The following is a 17,316-nucleotide window of genomic DNA, read 5'->3' as shown; positions in this document are numbered from 1 at the left end:
TACAGAACATAAAGAAGAACTGACAATACTTTATAAGTAAATGAATAAAGGAAGAGGATTATTCCAATAAAGAAAAAGGCAGTGCTACATAAGTAGCACTGCCTTTTTGTAATTATATGTATGTGCTCAAAATCTCCCCAGGTAATCCATCAATCTCACAAACTTTCTCCGATGTAAAACCTACGCTTAGTAAAATTTTGCGAGAAGGGATATTATTTGGATCAATCATTGCTTTTAGTACGTTTACATCTGTTTGCTTCGCTATTAAAGCTAGTTGTTAATTTTTGATTATGTACGTACATACAATGTGTAATTAAGTGAATGATCAACATAGTAATTACAGAAAGGGTGAATGAAGCGTATGAATCAATTTGAGCAAATGATGTACGTTGGTGTCATCATGTCTACTGTACTATCCGTAATGATTTTAGGGTCCTTATATTATAATCCTCGACTTTCATTAACTGATTATCCGAAAGATATTCAAAAAGTAGTTTTTCCAAAATCGATTCATGAAAAAAAGCAAACCATTTACTTTAATATTGTATATAATGCTATTCTTTTCGGTTGTCCTTTCGTTTCTACATATATATTACATAAGCATGAAAAATTATTGTATATGGATGCTTATTTACACACTTTTGGTATTTTAATGATTTTCAATTTAGTAGATTTACTTATAATTGATTGGCTAATTTTTTGCTGGATTACTCCAAGGTTTGTTGTGATTCCTAGTACGGAAGGAATGAAGGGATATAAAGATTATAAGTTTCATTTAAGAGGGGCTATAGTCGCTACTCAATTTTTAGCAATTGTAAGTTTATTTTTGGCGGGAATTGCAACAACTATTTAGTGTGAAGAAGGGCATGAAGCTTTTATAAAAGATAAGGAGATTTATAATATATAGAATTAGAAATAAGAATTTGTTAGTATTGAAGTGAGGAGTTTTAATAACAGTATATTAAGCCGTATTAATATACTGTTGCAAATGTTTTGATATTATGTAAAATTATACAATTTTACAGAGGCATTTGATAAAATTCAAAAAAATATAATGGAGGCTAATATGAAAAAAGTAATTGGCGCAGCAACAGCAACTATTTTTGGATTGGGGGCGTTTACCACAACTGCTACCGCAGAAACAATCGTAACAGCAGATGTACTTAACGTACGTGAAAAACCGACTACAGAATCAAAAGTGGTCGAAAAAGTAAAGAATGGGCAAGAGTTAAAAGTCATCAATACCGAAGATGGCTGGTCAAAAATTGAATTGAACGGTAAAGAAGTGTTTGTAAGTTCGGAGTTTACAAAAGATGTGTATCATGTAACGGCGAATTTGTTAAATGTACGTACCGAAGCAAACACAGATTCAGAAATTCTTGGCAGACTAAAAAAAGATGATGTAATTGAATCAACGCATCAAGTAAAAGACGGATGGTTGGAATTTGAGTATAAAGGAAAAATTGCTTATGCAAACGTTTCTTTCCTATCAAGTACAGCACCAACTGAAAAGAAAACTGAAGAGAAAACGAAGCAAGTAGCGAAAGTACAAAAATCAGTTAAAGAAAAGAAAGAAGTAAAGACGCAGAAAGTAGCAAAAGCGAAAGAAACAACGAAAGCACAAGAAATAGTAAAGCCTAAAGAAGAAGTAAAAGTTAAAGAAGAACCGAAAGCACAAGAAATAGTAAAGCCTAAAGAAGAGGCAAAAGTCAAAGAAGAAGTAAAAGTTAAAGAAGAAGTAAAAGCACAAGAAATAGTAAAGCCTAAAGAAGAGGCAAAAGTCAAAGAAGAAGTAAAAGTTAAAGAAGAAGTAAAAGCACAAGAAATAGTAAAGCCTAAAGAAGAGGCAAAAGTCAAAGAAGAAGTAAAAGTTAAAGAAGAACCGAAAGCGCAAGAAATAGTAAAGCCTAAAGAAGAGGCAAAAGTCAAAGAAGAAGTAAAAGTTAAAGAAGAACCGAAAGCACAAGAAATGGTAAAGCCTAAAGAAGAAGTAAAAGCTAAAGAAGAAGAAAAAGCGCAAGAAATAGCAAAAGCTAAAGAAGAAGAGAAAGCAAGAGAAATAGCAAGAGCTAAAGAAGAAGAGAAAGCAAAAGAAATAGCAAAAGCTAAAGAAGAAGAGAGAGCAAGAGAAATAGCAAAAGCAAAAGAAGAAGAGAGAGCAAGAGAAATAGCAAAAGCAAAAGAAGAAGAAAAAGCAAGAGAAATAGCAAAAGCAAAAGCTAAAGAAGAAGAGAGAGCAAGAGAAATAGCAAAAGCTAAAGAAGAAGAGAGAGCGAAAGAAGTATCAAAAAACAACATACAGTCTGCTAAACGTGAATTAACGGTAGTAGCGACAGCGTATACTGCTGATCCAAGTGAAAATGGTACATATGGTGGACGCGTTTTAACTGCGATGGGGCATGATTTAACGGCAAATCCGAATATGAGAATTATCGCAGTTGACCCGAAAGTAATCCCATTAGGATCTAAAGTATGGGTAGAAGGTTATGGAGAAGCTATCGCTGGTGATACTGGAAGCGCAATTAAAGGTAATCGTATTGATGTATTAATGGGGTCAAAAAGTAAAGCTATGAATTGGGGAAGAAAAACTGTTAAAGTAAAAATTTTATAGTAACTATAATGATCCAAATAGAAGTCAGTTCTCCTTATTGAGGCTGGCTTTTATTTTTTTAGTGGAAGTATAATAGGATTTTTAAATGACTTATTAATAAACCTGTAATAAAACATAAAAATTGTCTCATGTTTAGAAAAACTATTAAGAATGAGGTAAGGAAGTAGAACAGAAGGTTATTGAGAAGTAGAGAAGAATAGTATGTTGAAAACGAAGGGTTAACGTATAATGAAATATATAAATCGGATCAAATCGTTTACTAAACACTTTCACTCATAATAGTGTAATTAAGTTCAAAGGATAGGTGTATTTCATGAAAGAAGTAAGAGAATATATTGAAACAAAGAAACAAGGTGTATTGGAGTTGCAAATAAAAGAAACGGAAGAAAAGCTAGGTGCTGCTTTCCCAAATCAATATAGGGATCTTATTAAATTAGTTAATAATGCTGAAATAGGGGAATGGATACTATATCCGATTAAAGATAATAGAAATGTAACGAAAACTTTGGATGATATTGTTAGAAAAAACATTGACATGAGAGATGAGTCTATACCAGAAAATCTTATCATAATTGGTGACGATGGTTCAGGGGATAAATTGTGCTTTAAAATAAATAATGGAAAAACGGATGATAAAATATATATTTGGTATCACGCGGATGACGAAATGGAAGAAATATCTCCGAGTTTAAAAGAATTTATTATGGAAACTATTCAGGAAGACGATGTTTTTTAGTCTTAATTATTATCATTTTGTGAATCATTCTTATAAAAGGCGAGGATAGAATATGACAATAGAATTATATGGCGCACATTGTAATGAGCGGAAAGGGTATAGAGTAATTGAAGGAAGAGGTGCATATAATCATTACTTTGGCGGTCAAGATTGCAATTTGCCAGTATGTAAGTTATGCGGTGAGAAGATGCACCAAATTCTCTGTTTTGATTTAAAAGATGAGAGACTTGCTGAACTTAAAAGTAGTGAACTAAATATTTTACCATTCGTTTCATGCTTGAACTGCGCGATGGTGTGGGAACCGCAATATTTTCAGTTAAGTGATGGAGGTAAAACAGTTCAAATCATACAGCAGCAAAATACAGAAGAATGGATAATGGAAGAGGAAGATAAGTTACCAGTTTCATTACCAAAAACAACGGTAAAGCTTATAAATATGAAAAATGAAGATATACCTACAGATGAAGATAGGTACTGGGAAGCTTTCGACTTGTTCGGTTCGGAATATGTATGTAGATTGTTAGGGGCACCATTATATGATGATCTTCCAGAGGATTTGGCGTGTCCAACTTGTTCTAAAGAGATGAAGTATGCTGCTACAATTACACAAGATATCGAGGAACGTGAACTTATTTCAGTAGTTGATTTCCAGTTTGGGGAAATGAATATCTATTTTTATTTATGTAAAGATTGTTCAATTATAAAAACGGAAACACAAAGTACATAACAAGACTAACATATTATATTAGTCTTGTTTTTGTATCGCAACATCGTTAAGAATCGCATCAAATATATCTTTTTGTGTAAAATTATCTGTAAAAATAGTTTCACTAGCAACTTCAATTGTATCGTGCGGATTATACCATTTTTGAAGGGAATATTCACCAAATTCATGTCGTTTGTCCCTTGTGTTATGTCGTCTAATGGTTTCCTCGAGTGATAAATCAAAGTAATATGTATATGCATTTCCATCAAAATAACGAATTAATTCTTTCAACATATCACCGTATCTACGATTGTTTAAAATACCTTCTAAAATAACAAACTTACATTTTCCTTTTCCGTACTTCGTAATTTCAAATAGTAGATCATGAGATAAGTTCCCCATCGTGTCGTGTACTCTTAACATATCTCTACGTACGACGTCTTGAGAGACTAAAAGTGTCCCTTGTCCGAAATGTTCTTGTAGTTGCTTTGCGATCGTTGTTTTACCACTTGCGGAGTTTCCTCTAAGAATGATTAAAGTGGATGTAAGTATAGGTTTAGACATAATGTATTCCCCCAACGGTATTAATTATATAGAAAATTTTAACAAATAAAGTGAGGAAAGTGTATAATTAATATGATGAATATTTAAGGAGGGGATTAGATGGGGGATATATTAAAAAATGCACAACCTATATGGAAACGGACTTGGTTTCGTTATCTAGGGGCATTTTTTATTGTTCAGTTACTGTTTATTTTGTGTGAAATAACTGCGTGGGCACCAAACTTTAGGCCAGGCGGAGAGTTTTTTAATAGAATATTAAATTCTCAATTTTTCACTGAATGGTTCACACTCTATACAATCCCGCAATTTAACGTATTTACAGCATTTTTTGCGATTACATTACTACCATATGCATTAGTAGGTGCAATGAAAGATGTAACATCAAGAAAAAATATAAAGGAATAATAGAGGTATAATATGCTTTTTCAAAAAGAAGGTTTATTGATTAGATACGTAATGGAAAATGATGCAGCTATCATTTCTAAATGGTTAACGGACCCAGCAGTCCTGCGGTATTACGAAGGGCGAGATAATCCGCAATCTGTAGAAAAGGTGCTTGATCATTTTATGCATAATCCAAACAGTAATGAAAATAGATGTTTAATAGAATTTGATACCGTTCCGATTGGTTACATACAAATGTACCCAGTTGATTCAGAGTGGAAAGCGATATATGGCTATAAAGAATCACAAAATGTATGGGGAATGGATCAATTTATCGGTGAACCAGTCTATTGGGGAAAAGGAATTGGACAAAAACTCGTTCAGGCAGCAATTACATACATTATGGGTGAAATGGGAGCAGAAGCAATCGCAATGGATCCGAAAGTAAATAATGAACGAGCGATAAAGTGTTATGAAAAATGCGGATTTAAAAAAGTAAAGATTTTAAAGGAACATGAGCTACATGAGGGGGAACTAGAAGATTGTTGGATGATGGAATACAAACAATTATAATGAATATGCAATGGCTTATATAAACGAAGGGAGCTGTGTGAAATGAAAAAAGCATTAATCGTAATTGATGTGCAAGCCGGTATGTATACAGCTGGAATGCCAGTACATAATGGGGAAAAGTTTTTACAAACATTGCAAGAGCTTATTGGGGAATGTCGTACAAATGATATTCCAGTTATTTATGTCCAACATAACGGTCCTAAAGACCATCCGTTAGAAAAAGGTACGGATGGATGGCGAATCCATGCAACAATCGCTCCGCAAGAAGGGGATGATATTGTTGAAAAGACGACGCCAGATTCATTCCATAAGACAAACTTAAGCGAAGTGTTACAAGAGAAAGGAATTGAACACGTTATTCTTTCGGGAATGCAAACAGAGTATTGTGTAGATACGACAACGCGCAGAGCATGTAGTGAAGGATATAAAGTAACGTTAGTTAGTGATGCGCATAGTACATTTGATGCAGAAGTGTTACGTGCTGAAGATATTGTGAAACATCATAACGCAGTATTGGGAGCGTTTGCGGATGTTGTTGCATTAAAAGACTTGAAAGTGGCTGCCTCTAAATAAGAGGCAGTTTTTTTATTAGAAAAATAGCGTCAAATATTGTCGGTAAGTCGATATTTTGAAATAATCGTTTATATAATTTCACGTACCATAATGAAAAAATACAAAAAAAGGAGCACCACATAATTAAAAAGGGCGCTCCTGCATTAAAATGTTACTTCTTCTTGTCTTTATCCAATATATTTTGTTCTTCAGCAAACTCCGTACCATATGCAAAGCGGCGATTAATACGAATGTTATCATTGTTGTGCCTTGTATGAGAGTTAGAGAAGCGATGAACGATTACTTCAGATAAAGTGAAGACGATGGCAGAAAGGATACTGCCCCATGCAATTTGCATATAGTTGTCTAATAAAATATTACCGAAAATCCATACGCTTAAATATGTTAATAAGAAATCCGACATAATGGCACCAGTATTGCCAATTCGATTTAAAATAATTTTATCAACGAACATGTAGGATACGATTGTAACAAAGAGACTGAATGAAATAATTTGAACAAACGTTGCAGGGAAAAATAAAGCAAGCCCAATGCTAAATGCGATAATGCATGATATAAACTTGATAAGCACTACTGTGAAATCATTCAAAATTTACACCTCCGATTTATACATAGTTTTTCAATAAATTCTGTAGTTCATACATTGTAACGGATTTATTTACATAAAACTTTTTCATGTTCGGAATTTAGTCTAAATATTATAAAAATAACGAAAAAATGTTATAGTAAAATGAGAGTGTATGACATTTTTAGGTAAGGGGGAATCCAGGATGTGGATTACTTCAGAAGTAGAAATTCCAGATGAGTTAATTGATCACATTGAGCAAGGAAAGTTAGTGTTATTTGTTGGAGCGGGAGTTTCTATGAAAGGGAAATCAAACTTACCAAATTTTGATGATTTAGTTGATGAAATTGCAAAAACGTTATATGTCGAAAAGCGTGAAATAACAGAACCACATGATTATTATCTTGGTAAAATTGCGAAAACAAAAGATGTACATCAAGTCGCAAGAGATCTTGTTCATATAGAGAAATCAAAACCGAATCCATTACATTATGCAATTCCAAGGTTATTTCCTTTAGATACAGATATCCGCATTGTAACAACAAATTTTGATCAACATTTTACAACTGCAATTAAAGAAATAAATAGAGATATCAATGTTTATTACGCTCCAGCTTTACCGACTGGGAGAGCTTTTAAAGGTCTTGCTTATATACATGGTAATGTAGAACAGGAGAAAGAGGCTTTAATTTTAACAGACGGTGATTTTGGAAGGGCTTACTTAACGGAAGGTTGGGCGAGAAGATTTTTAGTCGATCTATTCTCAAATTACACCGTTTTATTCATTGGATATAGTCATAATGACCCAGTAATGAAATATTTAGCAACTGGTTTACCACCAAGTACAAGACGATTTGCTTTTGTCGCACAAGGAGAAAATACGTACCACTGGGAACATTTAGGGATAAGACCGATTGTGTATCCGAATAAAGTGAATAATCATCAATCTCTCGTAAAAGCGGTAAAACGCTGGGCGGAATTAATGGGTGATAATTATATTACGAAAAGAATGCGTATTCGGGATATTGTAACGGTTCCCCCGTCAGTAGAACAGGAACAATTATCATACATAAAGCAATCAATTAAAAAAATTGAAACAGTTCGTTACTTTGTGGAATTTGCTCACGATTATGAATGGGTCGAATGGTTAGAAGCAGAAGGTAAATTACAAAATTTGTTTATGCTTACGCCAAACTATAATGAAGTAGATGAATTACTTGCAGAATGGTTAGTGGAACAATTTCTTTTTAGTCATCAGAAAGAATTATTTCAATTAATTTATAAAAATTATTCTAAAATATCAACGTTATTATGGAAAACAATTTGTAACTACTTAAACGAAACGAAGAGTGAGATGGACCCATTGTTGTTTGCCAGGTGGACACTCCTTTTATTAGAAACTGCTGAAAAAGATAGTAGCTCTATAGAAAAGATTTCTAAGTTATTGCAAAAATGTTCTTTTCCTGAGCATAAAGAAATTGCCTTATTGTTACTAACTTTTATTTTAGACGGAAAGCTGAAGTTGAAACGTGTAAGAAAATGGGGAAATGATACGCAAGAATCAATAGAACTCGAGGAATCGAGTCGCTTACCAGTATCTACATTTTCTCATGTGGAGCAAATTTGGAACGAAAAGATGAGGCCATATATCGCCTATTATGCTGTTCCAATTATGATGATTGGATTAGAAAAATTGAGAATGTTGTCATTAAGACAAACGGCACTGAAAAAGAGAAATAAGGAAGATGTAGAAAAAGAGTTTCATCAAAATGATCTTGCATTTTTAATACAAATTGTAAAAGAGTGTCTAACTTATTTATGTGAAAACAATGAGAAAAAAGCGGATTATTATATTACAGAAATGATAGAAGCGAATAGTGTACTTCAAAAGCGAATTGCAATTGATGCGATGAATAAAAATATTTTTGTTCGTGTAGATGACAAAATGAAATGGTTGTTACAGGAAGGACTTCTTTTAGATTTCACTTATAAACATGAAGTTTTCCAACTTTTAAAAAGTCATTATGCAAATTGTTTGGAAAAAACAAAAGAAGAAGTCACTCGAACTGTAATAAAGCGTCTTACAGAAGAGAGAGTATTTGATGCATGTCTCGTATTAGACTTATTATTCAAGTGTGATTCAAATAGTCCATCTACGGCAAATGGGTATGAGTTAATGAAGCAAAAGCATCCTCATTTTCATTCTGAACGATACAGTGTACAAAAGAAAGAGGATACAGCGCAAAGCATTACTTGTAATGTAACAGCTGACGGATTATTGCAGCTGAAAGATGTTGAAATTATGAAGCAAGTTCGGCAATTTTCGCAAGATGGTGTTTTTGAACAACGCCATTTTTTAGAGATGTTATCAAAAGCATGTAAATTGAATACAGAGTGGAGTATTTCATTCGCATATCAATTAGTAGGAGTGCAAGAAATAAGTAATGAAGTATGGTTTGTTTGTATTAGAGAATGGCGAAATAACAGAGGATTGACAAATGATCAAATCCAAAAAATTATTCCGTTATTGCAGAAATTTGTTAGAAATACTGCTTTTCATTGGTTAATTAGTAGTTTTCTATATGAAATTAGTAATCGACTAGAAGAGTTAGAAGAGAATAGTATACGTGTTGTAAAACGCTTTGCTTTTTCAGTGTTTCCTCAAGTTATGAAGAGTGATACGGATTTTAAGCTTGGAAAACAAGATTTTTACAATGAATCAATTCAGCATCCTGTTGGAAAAATGACGGCTGTATTATTAAAGTTGTTATCATATGATCATTTATACGATCGTAATGTATATGAATATTTATTTTTATTTGAAGAACAAGTAAGAGTTAATTCAGTACGAACAAACTTTATGTTTGCTCGTTTAATAGCAGATATTACATTTCTATATCATATTGAAAAGCAATGGTGCCGAAAATATTTGTTACCATACTTAGATTTAAAAAAACAAAATGAAATTACGGAATATGCATGGGCTGGTTTATGTTACACGCAAATAAATTTACCTTTATTTACAGAAATGAAGCGTTTTATTAAGTATGCGATAGAACATTTGGAAGTATTACATCCGCATACGAGGGAAGCTTTCTTGAAGTGGCTTAGCTTTGTATTTATTAAATGTGTACTATATTGGGAGCAAAAAACAGATTGGTTATACCCTTTACTCGTATTAGAAAATGAAGAAAATAAAATTAAATTTATGCAGTTTTTATGCTATTACGTCAAAACATTAAGTGTAAAAGAACAACAAAAATTTTGGACAGCTTGGCTCAGTGTATTTTTGCGAGAACGACCAAAAATGGGTGAGATAACAGCGAGAGAATATGTAATGCTTTTACGTATTATTTTATACATGGATGAAATATTAGAAAAAGGATTATGTATTATGTCTCGTGCATTTTCAAGTGTAAATGGTAAATGTACAGGTGAGGAAATGAAGCAGTTATTGATTGAAATGCTTCATAAGAAAGAAAGTATGAAAGCGCATAAAGAAATGTTTGCAAATGTGTTTTTTATTTTACTACAAACATGTCAAGAAGCCGTTTTATTTGAAAAAGAAATCATAAAAATAAAAGAATTATTAGTTCAGTATGGAGTAGAGGAATATGTTTTACATTTACTAGAAAATGAAATAATTCGCATAGGAATTGTAATGGGTGATTTACAAGAAGAATTATAGGACGAAAGTGGAATTTTAAAAAATATATAAAAAGTTGTTGACAGTGTTTTGAAAAGCGTTCTATAATACGAATCATACTTATTCAATTTCAAAAACATTTGAATAAACAAAGTGCAATGAAGAGATCACAGTAGTGGTTAGTCTTACTGTAACAGAGAGCTGGTGGTTGGTGTGAACCAGTACAGGGATAATCATGAATTACAGTCTTGGAGCATCTTTTTCGTAATAAAGATAGTTTGTCTTTATGAGGAAAAAGCGGTCAATTGATCGTTAACAGTGAAGAGAGGTAGACAGAAAGTTAGTCTACAACTAGGGTGGTACCGCGATAAATATCGTCCCTACTGATTTATTCAGTAGGGACTTTTTGTATTTTAGTGGTCCAACTTGAAAATAAAATAGTCATGCATTGAAAGGAAAAGCAGTAGTTGTTGTTTCCCTGTAACAGAGAGCTGGTGGTTGGTGCGAACCAGTACAAAAACAAGAGCGAATTACAGTCCTGGAGCATCTTTTTCGTAGTAAAGATAGTATTGTCTTTATGAAGGGAAAGACGGTCAGATGATCGTTAACAATGAAGAGAGGTAGACGAAAGAAGTCTACAACTAGGGTGGTACCGCGATAAATATCGTCCCTACTGATTGGATCAGTAGGGCTTTTTTGTACAAAAAAGTGGCTTTTTAACTAGTAGTTCATGTCTTTGTACGAATTATTAGTTTAAAATAAGAAGAGGTATCGATTCCACTATAAATTTGTATAATTAGCCAGTTCAGAAAATAGAGAATCTTTTATTCTCTTACTATACTTTTAAAACATTAGAGGAGGATTTCCAAATGGCAAATCATGAATTAGATCAATTACGTAAACAGGTAGATGAAATTAACTTACAACTATTACACCTTTTAAACAAACGTGGTGAAATCGTTCAAAAAATTGGAGAGCAAAAGCAAGTACAAGGTACGAAACGCTTTGATCCAGTACGTGAGCGTGAAGTACTTGATATGATTGCAGAGCATAACGAAGGACCATTCGAAACATCAACAGTTCAACATATTTTCAAAACGATTTTCAAAGCAAGCTTAGAGTTACAAGAAGATGATAACCGTAAAGCGTTACTAGTATCACGTAAAAAGAAACAAGAAAATACAATCGTTGATGTAAAAGGTGAATTGATTGGAAACGGAACACAAACGTTCATCATGGGACCTTGTGCAGTAGAAAGCTTAGAGCAAGTTCGTCAAGTAGGGCAAGCGATGAAAGACCAAGGCTTAAAATTAATGCGCGGTGGTGCATTCAAACCGAGAACATCTCCATACGATTTCCAAGGTTTAGGAGTAGAAGGACTACAAATTTTACGCCAAGTAGCAGACGAGTTCGACTTAGCAATTATTAGTGAAATTTTAAATCCGAACGATGTTGAAATGGCATTAGACTACGTTGATGTAATTCAAGTTGGCGCACGTAACATGCAAAACTTCGATTTATTACGAGCTGTAGGTAAAGTTAACAAACCAGTATTATTAAAACGTGGATTAGCAGCAACAATTGATGAGTTCATTAACGCAGCGGAATACATCATTGCGCAAGGTAACGATCAAATTATTCTTTGTGAGCGCGGTATCCGCACATACGAAAGAGCAACACGTAACACATTAGACATTTCTGCAGTACCAATTTTAAAGAAAGAAACACATTTACCAGTTATCGTTGATGTAACACATTCAACTGGACGCAGAGATTTATTATTACCAACAGCGAAAGCGGCACTTGCAATTGGCGCAGATGCAGTAATGGCTGAAGTTCATCCAGATCCAGCAGTTGCATTGTCAGATTCTGCACAACAAATGGACATTCCAGAATTCCATAGATTCATGGATGAGTTAAAAGGTTTCAAAAATAAATTATCTTAATTCCATATCATATATGCGTTGAAGAGGAAACAGTAGTGCTTATCTCACTGTTAAAGAGAGCTGATGGCTGGTGTGAATCAGTACAAAGGTAAGCATGAATTACAGCCTTGGAGCATCTTTCTCGACAACTTATGGAGGGGAAGACGGTCAAACGATCGTTAAAGAAGAAGAGAGGTAGACGACAGTTGTCTACAACTAGGGTGGTACCGCGATAAACATCGTCCCTACTGAGCGCTCAGTAGGGACTTTTTTGTACAAAAAAATAGTAAAGGGGCAAGAGAAATGAGATACATTACAGCTGGAGAATCACATGGACCGCAGTTAACAGTTATTTTAGAAGGTGTACCAGCAGGTTTGACACTTACGGCGGAACATATTAATAAAGAATTATTAAGAAGACAAAAAGGTCATGGACGCGGAAGACGCATGCAAATTGAAACAGATACAGTTGAAATTGTAAGTGGTGTTCGTCACGGGATGACACTTGGATCACCGATTACGTTAATCGTAAAAAATGATGATTTCAAACATTGGACGAAAGTAATGGGTGCTGAGCCAATTTCTGAAAAAGAAAGTAAAGACATGAAACGTACAATTACAAAACCACGTCCAGGACATGCGGATTTAAATGGAGCAATTAAATATGGTCATCGTGATATAAGAAACGTATTAGAGCGCTCATCTGCAAGAGAAACGACAGTTCGTGTAGCTGCTGGTGCAGTTGCAAAACAAATTTTAAGCGAATTAGGCGTAAAAATTGCAGGACATGTTCTTGAAATTGGTGGAGTAAAAGCAAAACATATTTCAAACTTACCGATTGAAGAAATTCAAACGATAACTGAAAACTCACCAGTTCGATGTTTAGATAAAGAAGTAGAGCAAGAAATGATGGATGCGATTGACAACGCAAAAAGTACCGGAGATTCAATCGGTGGTATTGTGGAAGTTATTGCAGAAGGTATGCCTATTGGCGTTGGTAGTTACGTTCATTACGATCGTAAATTAGATGCAAAACTTGCTGGTGCAATTATGAGTATAAATGCATTTAAAGGTGCTGAAATTGGCGTAGGTTTTGAAGCGGCAAGACAACCAGGAAGTAAAGTGCATGATGAAATTCTGTGGGATGAAGAAAAAGGATACACGAGAAAAACGAATAATGCCGGCGGTTTAGAAGGCGGTATGACAACAGGTATGCCAATTGTCGTAAGAGGCGTTATGAAGCCAATTCCTACATTATACAAACCGTTAGCAAGCGTTGATATTGATACGAAGGAAGCATTCCAAGCTAGTATTGAAAGATCTGATAGTTGCGCAGTACCAGCAGCGGGTGTAGTAGCTGAATCTGTTGTAGCATGGGAACTTGCAGATGCACTAGTCGAACAATTCGGAAAAGATCGTATGGAATTATTAAAACAAAACATTATGCAACACAATAACTACGCAAAAGAATTTTAATAAAAAGGTGGGTTTAACGTGCAAGTAAAAGATCAACTATCATCATTACAACCATATAAACCAGGTAAATCACCAGAACAAATGAAAGAAGTGTACGGAGATCATTCGTTTGTGAAATTAGCATCGAATGAAAATCCATTCGGTTGTTCACCGAGAGTTTTAGAAGAGTTGCAAAAATCTTGGTTGGAACATGCTTTATATCCTGACGGAGGTGCTACGACGCTCCGTCAAACAATCGCGGATAAGTTGCATGTGCAAATGGAACAAGTACTTTGTGGTAGTGGTTTAGATGAAATCATTCAAATAATAAGCCGCGCCGTATTACGAGCGGGAGATAACATTGTAACAGCAGGTGCAACATTCCCGCAATACCGTCATCATGCGATTATTGAAGGCTGTGAAGTGAAAGAAATTCCTTTAAATAACGGTGTATACGATTTAGACGAAATTTTGTCAGCGGTAAATAATAATACGAAAATCGTATGGATTTGTAATCCGAATAACCCGACGGGCACATATGTGAATGAGCAAAAATTAACTCAATTTATTGAAGGCATTAGTGAAAATACGTTAATTGTCATTGATGAAGCGTACTATGAATACGTAACAGCAAAAGATTTCCCTGAGACATTATCGCTTTTAGAAAAACATAAAAACATTCTTGTACTTAGAACGTTTTCTAAAGCATACGGATTAGCTTCTTTCCGCGTTGGATATGCGATCGGACAGGAAGAGCTAATTGAGAAATTAAATGTCGTACGTTTACCATTTAACGTATCTTCATTAGCGCAAAAAGCAGCTACGATTGCTTTTGGTGATAACGAGTTTATTGAAGAAATAGTTCACGTGAATACAGAGGGATTACAACAATACGCAAGCTTTTGTAAGGAAAATGAAATTCCATTTTATCCATCACAAACAAATTTCATCTTCTTGCCAGTTGAGAATGCAGGAGAGATTTATGAAGCTTGTGCACATGCAGGGTTTATTATTCGTCCATTCCCAAATGGTGTCCGTATTACAGTTGGAACAAGGGAGCAAAATGAAGGAGTGATTTCAGTGTTAAAACAACACTTTGAAAACAAAAAAAGTAAGTCTCGAGATGAGGCAAATGCGTAAAAAGGTAGTATTAATTGGAACAGGTTTAATAGGAGGCTCTCTCGCATTAGCGATTAAGAAAGAGCACGATGTAACGATAACAGGTTACGATATATTTAAAGAGCAAGTAGAGCGTGCAAAAGAATTACACGTAGTAGATGAAGTAGCAGTTGATTTACAACATGCATGTGAAGAGGCCCATTTAATTGTTTTTGCTTCTCCAGTTGAAGAAACGAAGAAGCTATTACACAAACTTGCGTCATTCCGTTTACGAGAAGATGTTATAGTGACTGATGTTGGTAGTACAAAAGGGTCTATTATGAACGAAGCGGAAGCTTTATTTTCAAAGGAAGTTTCTTTCATTGGGGGACATCCGATGGCGGGTTCTCATAAAACGGGAGTTGAAAGCGCAAAGGCGCATTTATTTGAAAATGCATTTTACATTTTAACACCGATGAATCATGTACCAAATGAACAAGTGGAAGACCTTAAAGTATGGTTAAAAGGAACAGGATCTCATTTTCTTGTTTTAAATACAGAAGAACATGATTATGTAACAGGGATTGTTAGTCATTTCCCGCATCTTATCGCAGCAGGTTTAGTAAAGCAAGTTGAGAAACATGCAGGAGATAATCCGCTCATTCATCAACTCGCTGCTGGAGGTTTCAAAGACATTACACGTATCGCATCTAGTAGTCCGAAAATGTGGAGTGATATTGTAAAGCAAAATCGAGAGCATTTAATGGTATTATTAAAAGAGTGGATCTCTGAAATGGAAGGTTTATATAAGACAGTTTCTACCGGAGATGCAGGCGAGATTCAAAACTATTTTGCAGATGCGAAGGAATACCGTGATTCTTTACCAGTAAGAAAGAGTGGTGCAATTCCTGCTTATCACGACTTATACGTTGATGTATTAGATAAGGTGGGGGCATTGGCTCATATTACGAGTATTTTAGCGCGCGAGGAAATTAGTATTACGAACTTGCAAATATTAGAAGCGCGTGAAGGACTGCTTGGGGTATTACGTATTAGTTTCCAAAGGGAAGAAGATCGTATGAAAGCGAAGCTAGCGCTTGGAGAAGAAGAATACCAAACTTATGAAACAATTTAAATGAGAAGGTGAAAAACGTGAAAGAAAGAACAATACAACCTGTTAATAACGGATTGAATGGCAATATTACAATCCCAGGTGATAAATCCATTTCACACCGTGCTGTTATGTTCGGTTCGATTGCAGAAGGGAAAACAACAATTAAAGGTTTCTTGCCCGGTGCAGACTGTTTAAGTACTATTTCATGTTTTAAAGAAATGGGAGTAGAAATTACGCAAAACGGTGATGAAGTTACTGTAGTTGGTAAAGGATTAGAAGGTTTACAAGAACCGAAAGTTGTATTAGATGTTGGTAATTCTGGTACAACAATTCGATTAATGTCAGGTATATTAGCTAACACACCATTTTTCTCTTGCGTACAAGGTGATGAGTCTATCGCAAAAAGACCGATGAAGCGTGTAACAAACCCATTAAAACAAATGGGTGCAAACATTGACGGCAGAGAAGAAGGAACATTTACACCGCTAACAATACGTGGCGGAGATTTAAAAGCAATTGAATATATTTCTCCTGTTGCAAGTGCACAAGTAAAGTCAGCTATTTTACTTGCAGGTCTTCGTGCAGAAGGTGTAACAGCTGTTACAGAACCACATATTTCACGCGACCATACGGAAAGAATGCTTGAAGCATTTGGTGTTAAAGTAACTCGCGAAGGGAAAACAGTGAAGCTGTCAGGTGGACAAAAATTAACAGCAACAGACATTCAAGTGCCAGGTGACGTATCATCAGCAGCATTTTTCTTAGTAGCAGGTGCAATCATCCCAAATAGTAAACTAGTATTACAAAATGTAGGAATGAATCCAACTCGTACAGGTATTATTGATGTTTTAGAGAAAATGGGTGCTACGTTCACTGTAGATATAATTAACGAAGGGGCATCAGAACCAGCTGCAAATATTACAATTGAAACATCTTCATTAAAAGGAATTGAAATTGGCGGAGATATTATCCCTAGATTAATCGATGAGATTCCTGTAATCGCATTAGCGGCAACGCAAGCGGAAGGAATTACAGTAATTAAAGATGCACACGAATTAAAAGTAAAAGAAACAAATCGTATTGATACAGTCGTTGCTGAGTTAACGAAACTAGGAGCTCGCATAGAAGCAACTGATGACGGCATGATCATTTACGGAAAATCAGCTCTAAAAGGCAATACAGTAAATAGTTATGGTGATCATCGCATCGGAATGATGCTTGCGATTGCTGGCTGTCTGGCAGAAGGAAAAACAATTATTGAAGATGCAGAAGCAGTAGGTGTATCATATCCTACATTCTTTGATGAACTTCAAAAGTTAGCTAAATAATAAGGATGGAAAGCAGATACGTGATGTATCTGCTTTTT

15 protein-coding genes, 1 pseudogene and 3 other annotated features are annotated in these 17,316 nt (G+C 34.7%); of the genes and pseudogenes, 13 read left to right on the top strand and 3 right to left on the bottom strand.

Annotated features, from left to right (window positions below):
• Nucleotides 1-112 precede the first annotated feature (112 nt).
• Nucleotides 113-277, bottom strand: a pseudogene (locus ACTJJY_RS07825) (GNAT family N-acetyltransferase); the annotation flags it as partial.
• An 84-nt stretch (nt 278-361) separates the two neighbouring features.
• On the opposite strand from ACTJJY_RS07825, the gene ACTJJY_RS07820 reads away from it, so the two are divergent.
• The 4 genes from ACTJJY_RS07820 to ACTJJY_RS07805 all read left to right on the top strand — a co-directional run bounded on the left by ACTJJY_RS07820 (nt 362) and on the right by ACTJJY_RS07805 (nt 4,074).
• Nucleotides 362-853 (top strand): nitroreductase, encoded by a 492-nt coding sequence (locus tag ACTJJY_RS07820; RefSeq protein WP_141558571.1) that lies wholly within the window; start codon nt 362-364, stop codon nt 851-853.
• 213 nt (nt 854-1,066) lie between these two features.
• Entirely contained in the window at nt 1,067-2,611 is a 1,545-nt protein-coding gene (gene entB / locus ACTJJY_RS07815) for a cell wall-binding protein EntB (RefSeq protein ID WP_440605338.1), read from the top strand.
• Between the two features lie 313 nt (nt 2,612-2,924).
• Nucleotides 2,925-3,347: an SMI1/KNR4 family protein gene (locus ACTJJY_RS07810; protein WP_440605337.1), complete on the top strand. Its 423-nt coding sequence runs from the start codon at nt 2,925-2,927 to the stop codon at nt 3,345-3,347.
• A 52-nt stretch (nt 3,348-3,399) separates the two neighbouring features.
• Complete coding sequence (locus ACTJJY_RS07805; RefSeq protein ID WP_440605336.1) at nt 3,400-4,074, top strand: hypothetical protein; 675 nt, start codon at nt 3,400-3,402, stop codon at nt 4,072-4,074.
• An 18-nt stretch (nt 4,075-4,092) separates the two neighbouring features.
• Here ACTJJY_RS07805 and ACTJJY_RS07800 read toward each other — a convergent pair whose 3' ends face one another.
• Nucleotides 4,093-4,617, bottom strand: a complete 525-nt coding sequence (locus tag ACTJJY_RS07800) for a kinase (RefSeq protein WP_069355812.1) — start codon at nt 4,615-4,617, stop codon at nt 4,093-4,095.
• Nucleotides 4,618-4,716: 99 nt separating this feature from the next.
• Between ACTJJY_RS07800 and ACTJJY_RS07795 the strand changes: the two genes are divergently transcribed.
• From ACTJJY_RS07795 to ACTJJY_RS07785, 3 genes are read left to right on the top strand one after another with little or no spacing between them, the layout of a single operon-like run.
• A complete protein-coding gene (locus ACTJJY_RS07795) occupies nt 4,717-5,022 on the top strand; it encodes a YfzA family protein (RefSeq protein ID WP_000502339.1) in 306 nt (101 codons plus the stop codon).
• A 12-nt stretch (nt 5,023-5,034) separates the two neighbouring features.
• Complete coding sequence (locus ACTJJY_RS07790; protein ID WP_000898784.1) at nt 5,035-5,574, top strand: GNAT family N-acetyltransferase; 540 nt, start codon at nt 5,035-5,037, stop codon at nt 5,572-5,574.
• Between the two features lie 42 nt (nt 5,575-5,616).
• On the top strand, nt 5,617-6,147 hold the full coding sequence (locus tag ACTJJY_RS07785; RefSeq protein WP_098126627.1) for a cysteine hydrolase family protein: 531 nt from the start codon (nt 5,617-5,619) through the stop codon (nt 6,145-6,147).
• A 151-nt stretch (nt 6,148-6,298) separates the two neighbouring features.
• Here ACTJJY_RS07785 and ACTJJY_RS07780 read toward each other — a convergent pair whose 3' ends face one another.
• Nucleotides 6,299-6,736, bottom strand: a complete 438-nt coding sequence (locus tag ACTJJY_RS07780; RefSeq protein ID WP_000997702.1) for a YndM family protein — start codon at nt 6,734-6,736, stop codon at nt 6,299-6,301.
• 181 nt (nt 6,737-6,917) lie between these two features.
• Here ACTJJY_RS07780 and ACTJJY_RS07775 point away from each other — a divergent pair, with 181 nt between their 5' ends.
• The 6 genes from ACTJJY_RS07775 (at nt 6,918) to aroA (ending at nt 17,278) form a co-directional block, all read left to right on the top strand.
• Nucleotides 6,918-10,400: a DUF4020 domain-containing protein gene (locus tag ACTJJY_RS07775; protein WP_440605335.1), complete on the top strand. Its 3,483-nt coding sequence runs from the start codon at nt 6,918-6,920 to the stop codon at nt 10,398-10,400.
• Between the two features lie 107 nt (nt 10,401-10,507).
• Nucleotides 10,508-10,743 (top strand) — a binding site (T-box leader).
• A 54-nt stretch (nt 10,744-10,797) separates the two neighbouring features.
• Nucleotides 10,798-11,033: a binding site (T-box leader), on the top strand.
• Nucleotides 11,034-11,227: 194 nt separating this feature from the next.
• Nucleotides 11,228-12,304, top strand: a complete 1,077-nt coding sequence (locus ACTJJY_RS07770; protein ID WP_001273575.1) for a bifunctional 3-deoxy-7-phosphoheptulonate synthase/chorismate mutase — start codon at nt 11,228-11,230, stop codon at nt 12,302-12,304.
• A 9-nt stretch (nt 12,305-12,313) separates the two neighbouring features.
• Nucleotides 12,314-12,533 (top strand) — a binding site (T-box leader).
• A gap of 53 nt (nt 12,534-12,586) precedes the next feature.
• Nucleotides 12,587-13,759, top strand: a complete 1,173-nt coding sequence (gene aroC / locus ACTJJY_RS07765) for a chorismate synthase (protein ID WP_071732051.1) — start codon at nt 12,587-12,589, stop codon at nt 13,757-13,759.
• Nucleotides 13,760-13,777: 18 nt separating this feature from the next.
• Nucleotides 13,778-14,878 carry a histidinol-phosphate transaminase gene (gene hisC / locus ACTJJY_RS07760; protein WP_440605334.1) on the top strand — a complete coding sequence of 367 codons (1,101 nt, stop codon included), beginning with the start codon at nt 13,778-13,780 and terminating at the stop codon, nt 14,876-14,878.
• The gene (tyrA, locus tag ACTJJY_RS07755; RefSeq protein ID WP_053564165.1) at nt 14,871-15,971 is read left to right on the top strand and encodes a prephenate dehydrogenase; all 1,101 of its coding nucleotides are present in this window, start codon (nt 14,871-14,873) and stop codon (nt 15,969-15,971) included. Before hisC ends, tyrA begins: the two co-directional genes overlap by 8 nt.
• 17 nt (nt 15,972-15,988) lie before the next feature.
• Nucleotides 15,989-17,278, top strand: coding sequence for a 3-phosphoshikimate 1-carboxyvinyltransferase (gene aroA, locus ACTJJY_RS07750; RefSeq protein WP_088022194.1), 1,290 nt, complete (start codon nt 15,989-15,991; stop codon nt 17,276-17,278).
• Nucleotides 17,279-17,316: the final 38 nt, after the last annotated feature.

It is taken from the genome of Bacillus sp. 22475, from assembly GCF_052044835.1.
Classification (GTDB): domain Bacteria; phylum Bacillota; class Bacilli; order Bacillales; family Bacillaceae_G; genus Bacillus_A; species Bacillus_A cereus.
The sequence above is the reverse complement of the archived record's forward strand: the minus strand, read 5'-3'. Positions and strand labels throughout refer to the sequence as shown.

What these genes read in the sequence shown, in the direction of transcription:
- ACTJJY_RS07820 (WP_141558571.1), top strand. Translation starts at nt 362, where the DNA reads ATGAATCAATTTGAGCAAATGATGTACGTTGGTGTCATCATGTCTACT.
- ACTJJY_RS07775 (WP_440605335.1), top strand. Translation starts at nt 6,918, where the DNA reads ATGTGGATTACTTCAGAAGTAGAAATTCCAGATGAGTTAATTGATCAC.
- ACTJJY_RS07790 (WP_000898784.1), top strand. Translation starts at nt 5,035, where the DNA reads ATGCTTTTTCAAAAAGAAGGTTTATTGATTAGATACGTAATGGAAAAT.
- ACTJJY_RS07795 (WP_000502339.1), top strand. Translation starts at nt 4,717, where the DNA reads ATGGGGGATATATTAAAAAATGCACAACCTATATGGAAACGGACTTGG.
- entB (WP_440605338.1), top strand. Translation starts at nt 1,067, where the DNA reads ATGAAAAAAGTAATTGGCGCAGCAACAGCAACTATTTTTGGATTGGGG.
- ACTJJY_RS07785 (WP_098126627.1), top strand. Translation starts at nt 5,617, where the DNA reads ATGAAAAAAGCATTAATCGTAATTGATGTGCAAGCCGGTATGTATACA.
- ACTJJY_RS07810 (WP_440605337.1), top strand. Translation starts at nt 2,925, where the DNA reads ATGAAAGAAGTAAGAGAATATATTGAAACAAAGAAACAAGGTGTATTG.
- aroC (WP_071732051.1), top strand. Translation starts at nt 12,587, where the DNA reads ATGAGATACATTACAGCTGGAGAATCACATGGACCGCAGTTAACAGTT.
- ACTJJY_RS07800 (WP_069355812.1), bottom strand. Translation starts at nt 4,617, where the DNA reads ATGTCTAAACCTATACTTACATCCACTTTAATCATTCTTAGAGGAAAC.
- ACTJJY_RS07805 (WP_440605336.1), top strand. Translation starts at nt 3,400, where the DNA reads ATGACAATAGAATTATATGGCGCACATTGTAATGAGCGGAAAGGGTAT.
- tyrA (WP_053564165.1), top strand. Translation starts at nt 14,871, where the DNA reads ATGCGTAAAAAGGTAGTATTAATTGGAACAGGTTTAATAGGAGGCTCT.
- ACTJJY_RS07770 (WP_001273575.1), top strand. Translation starts at nt 11,228, where the DNA reads ATGGCAAATCATGAATTAGATCAATTACGTAAACAGGTAGATGAAATT.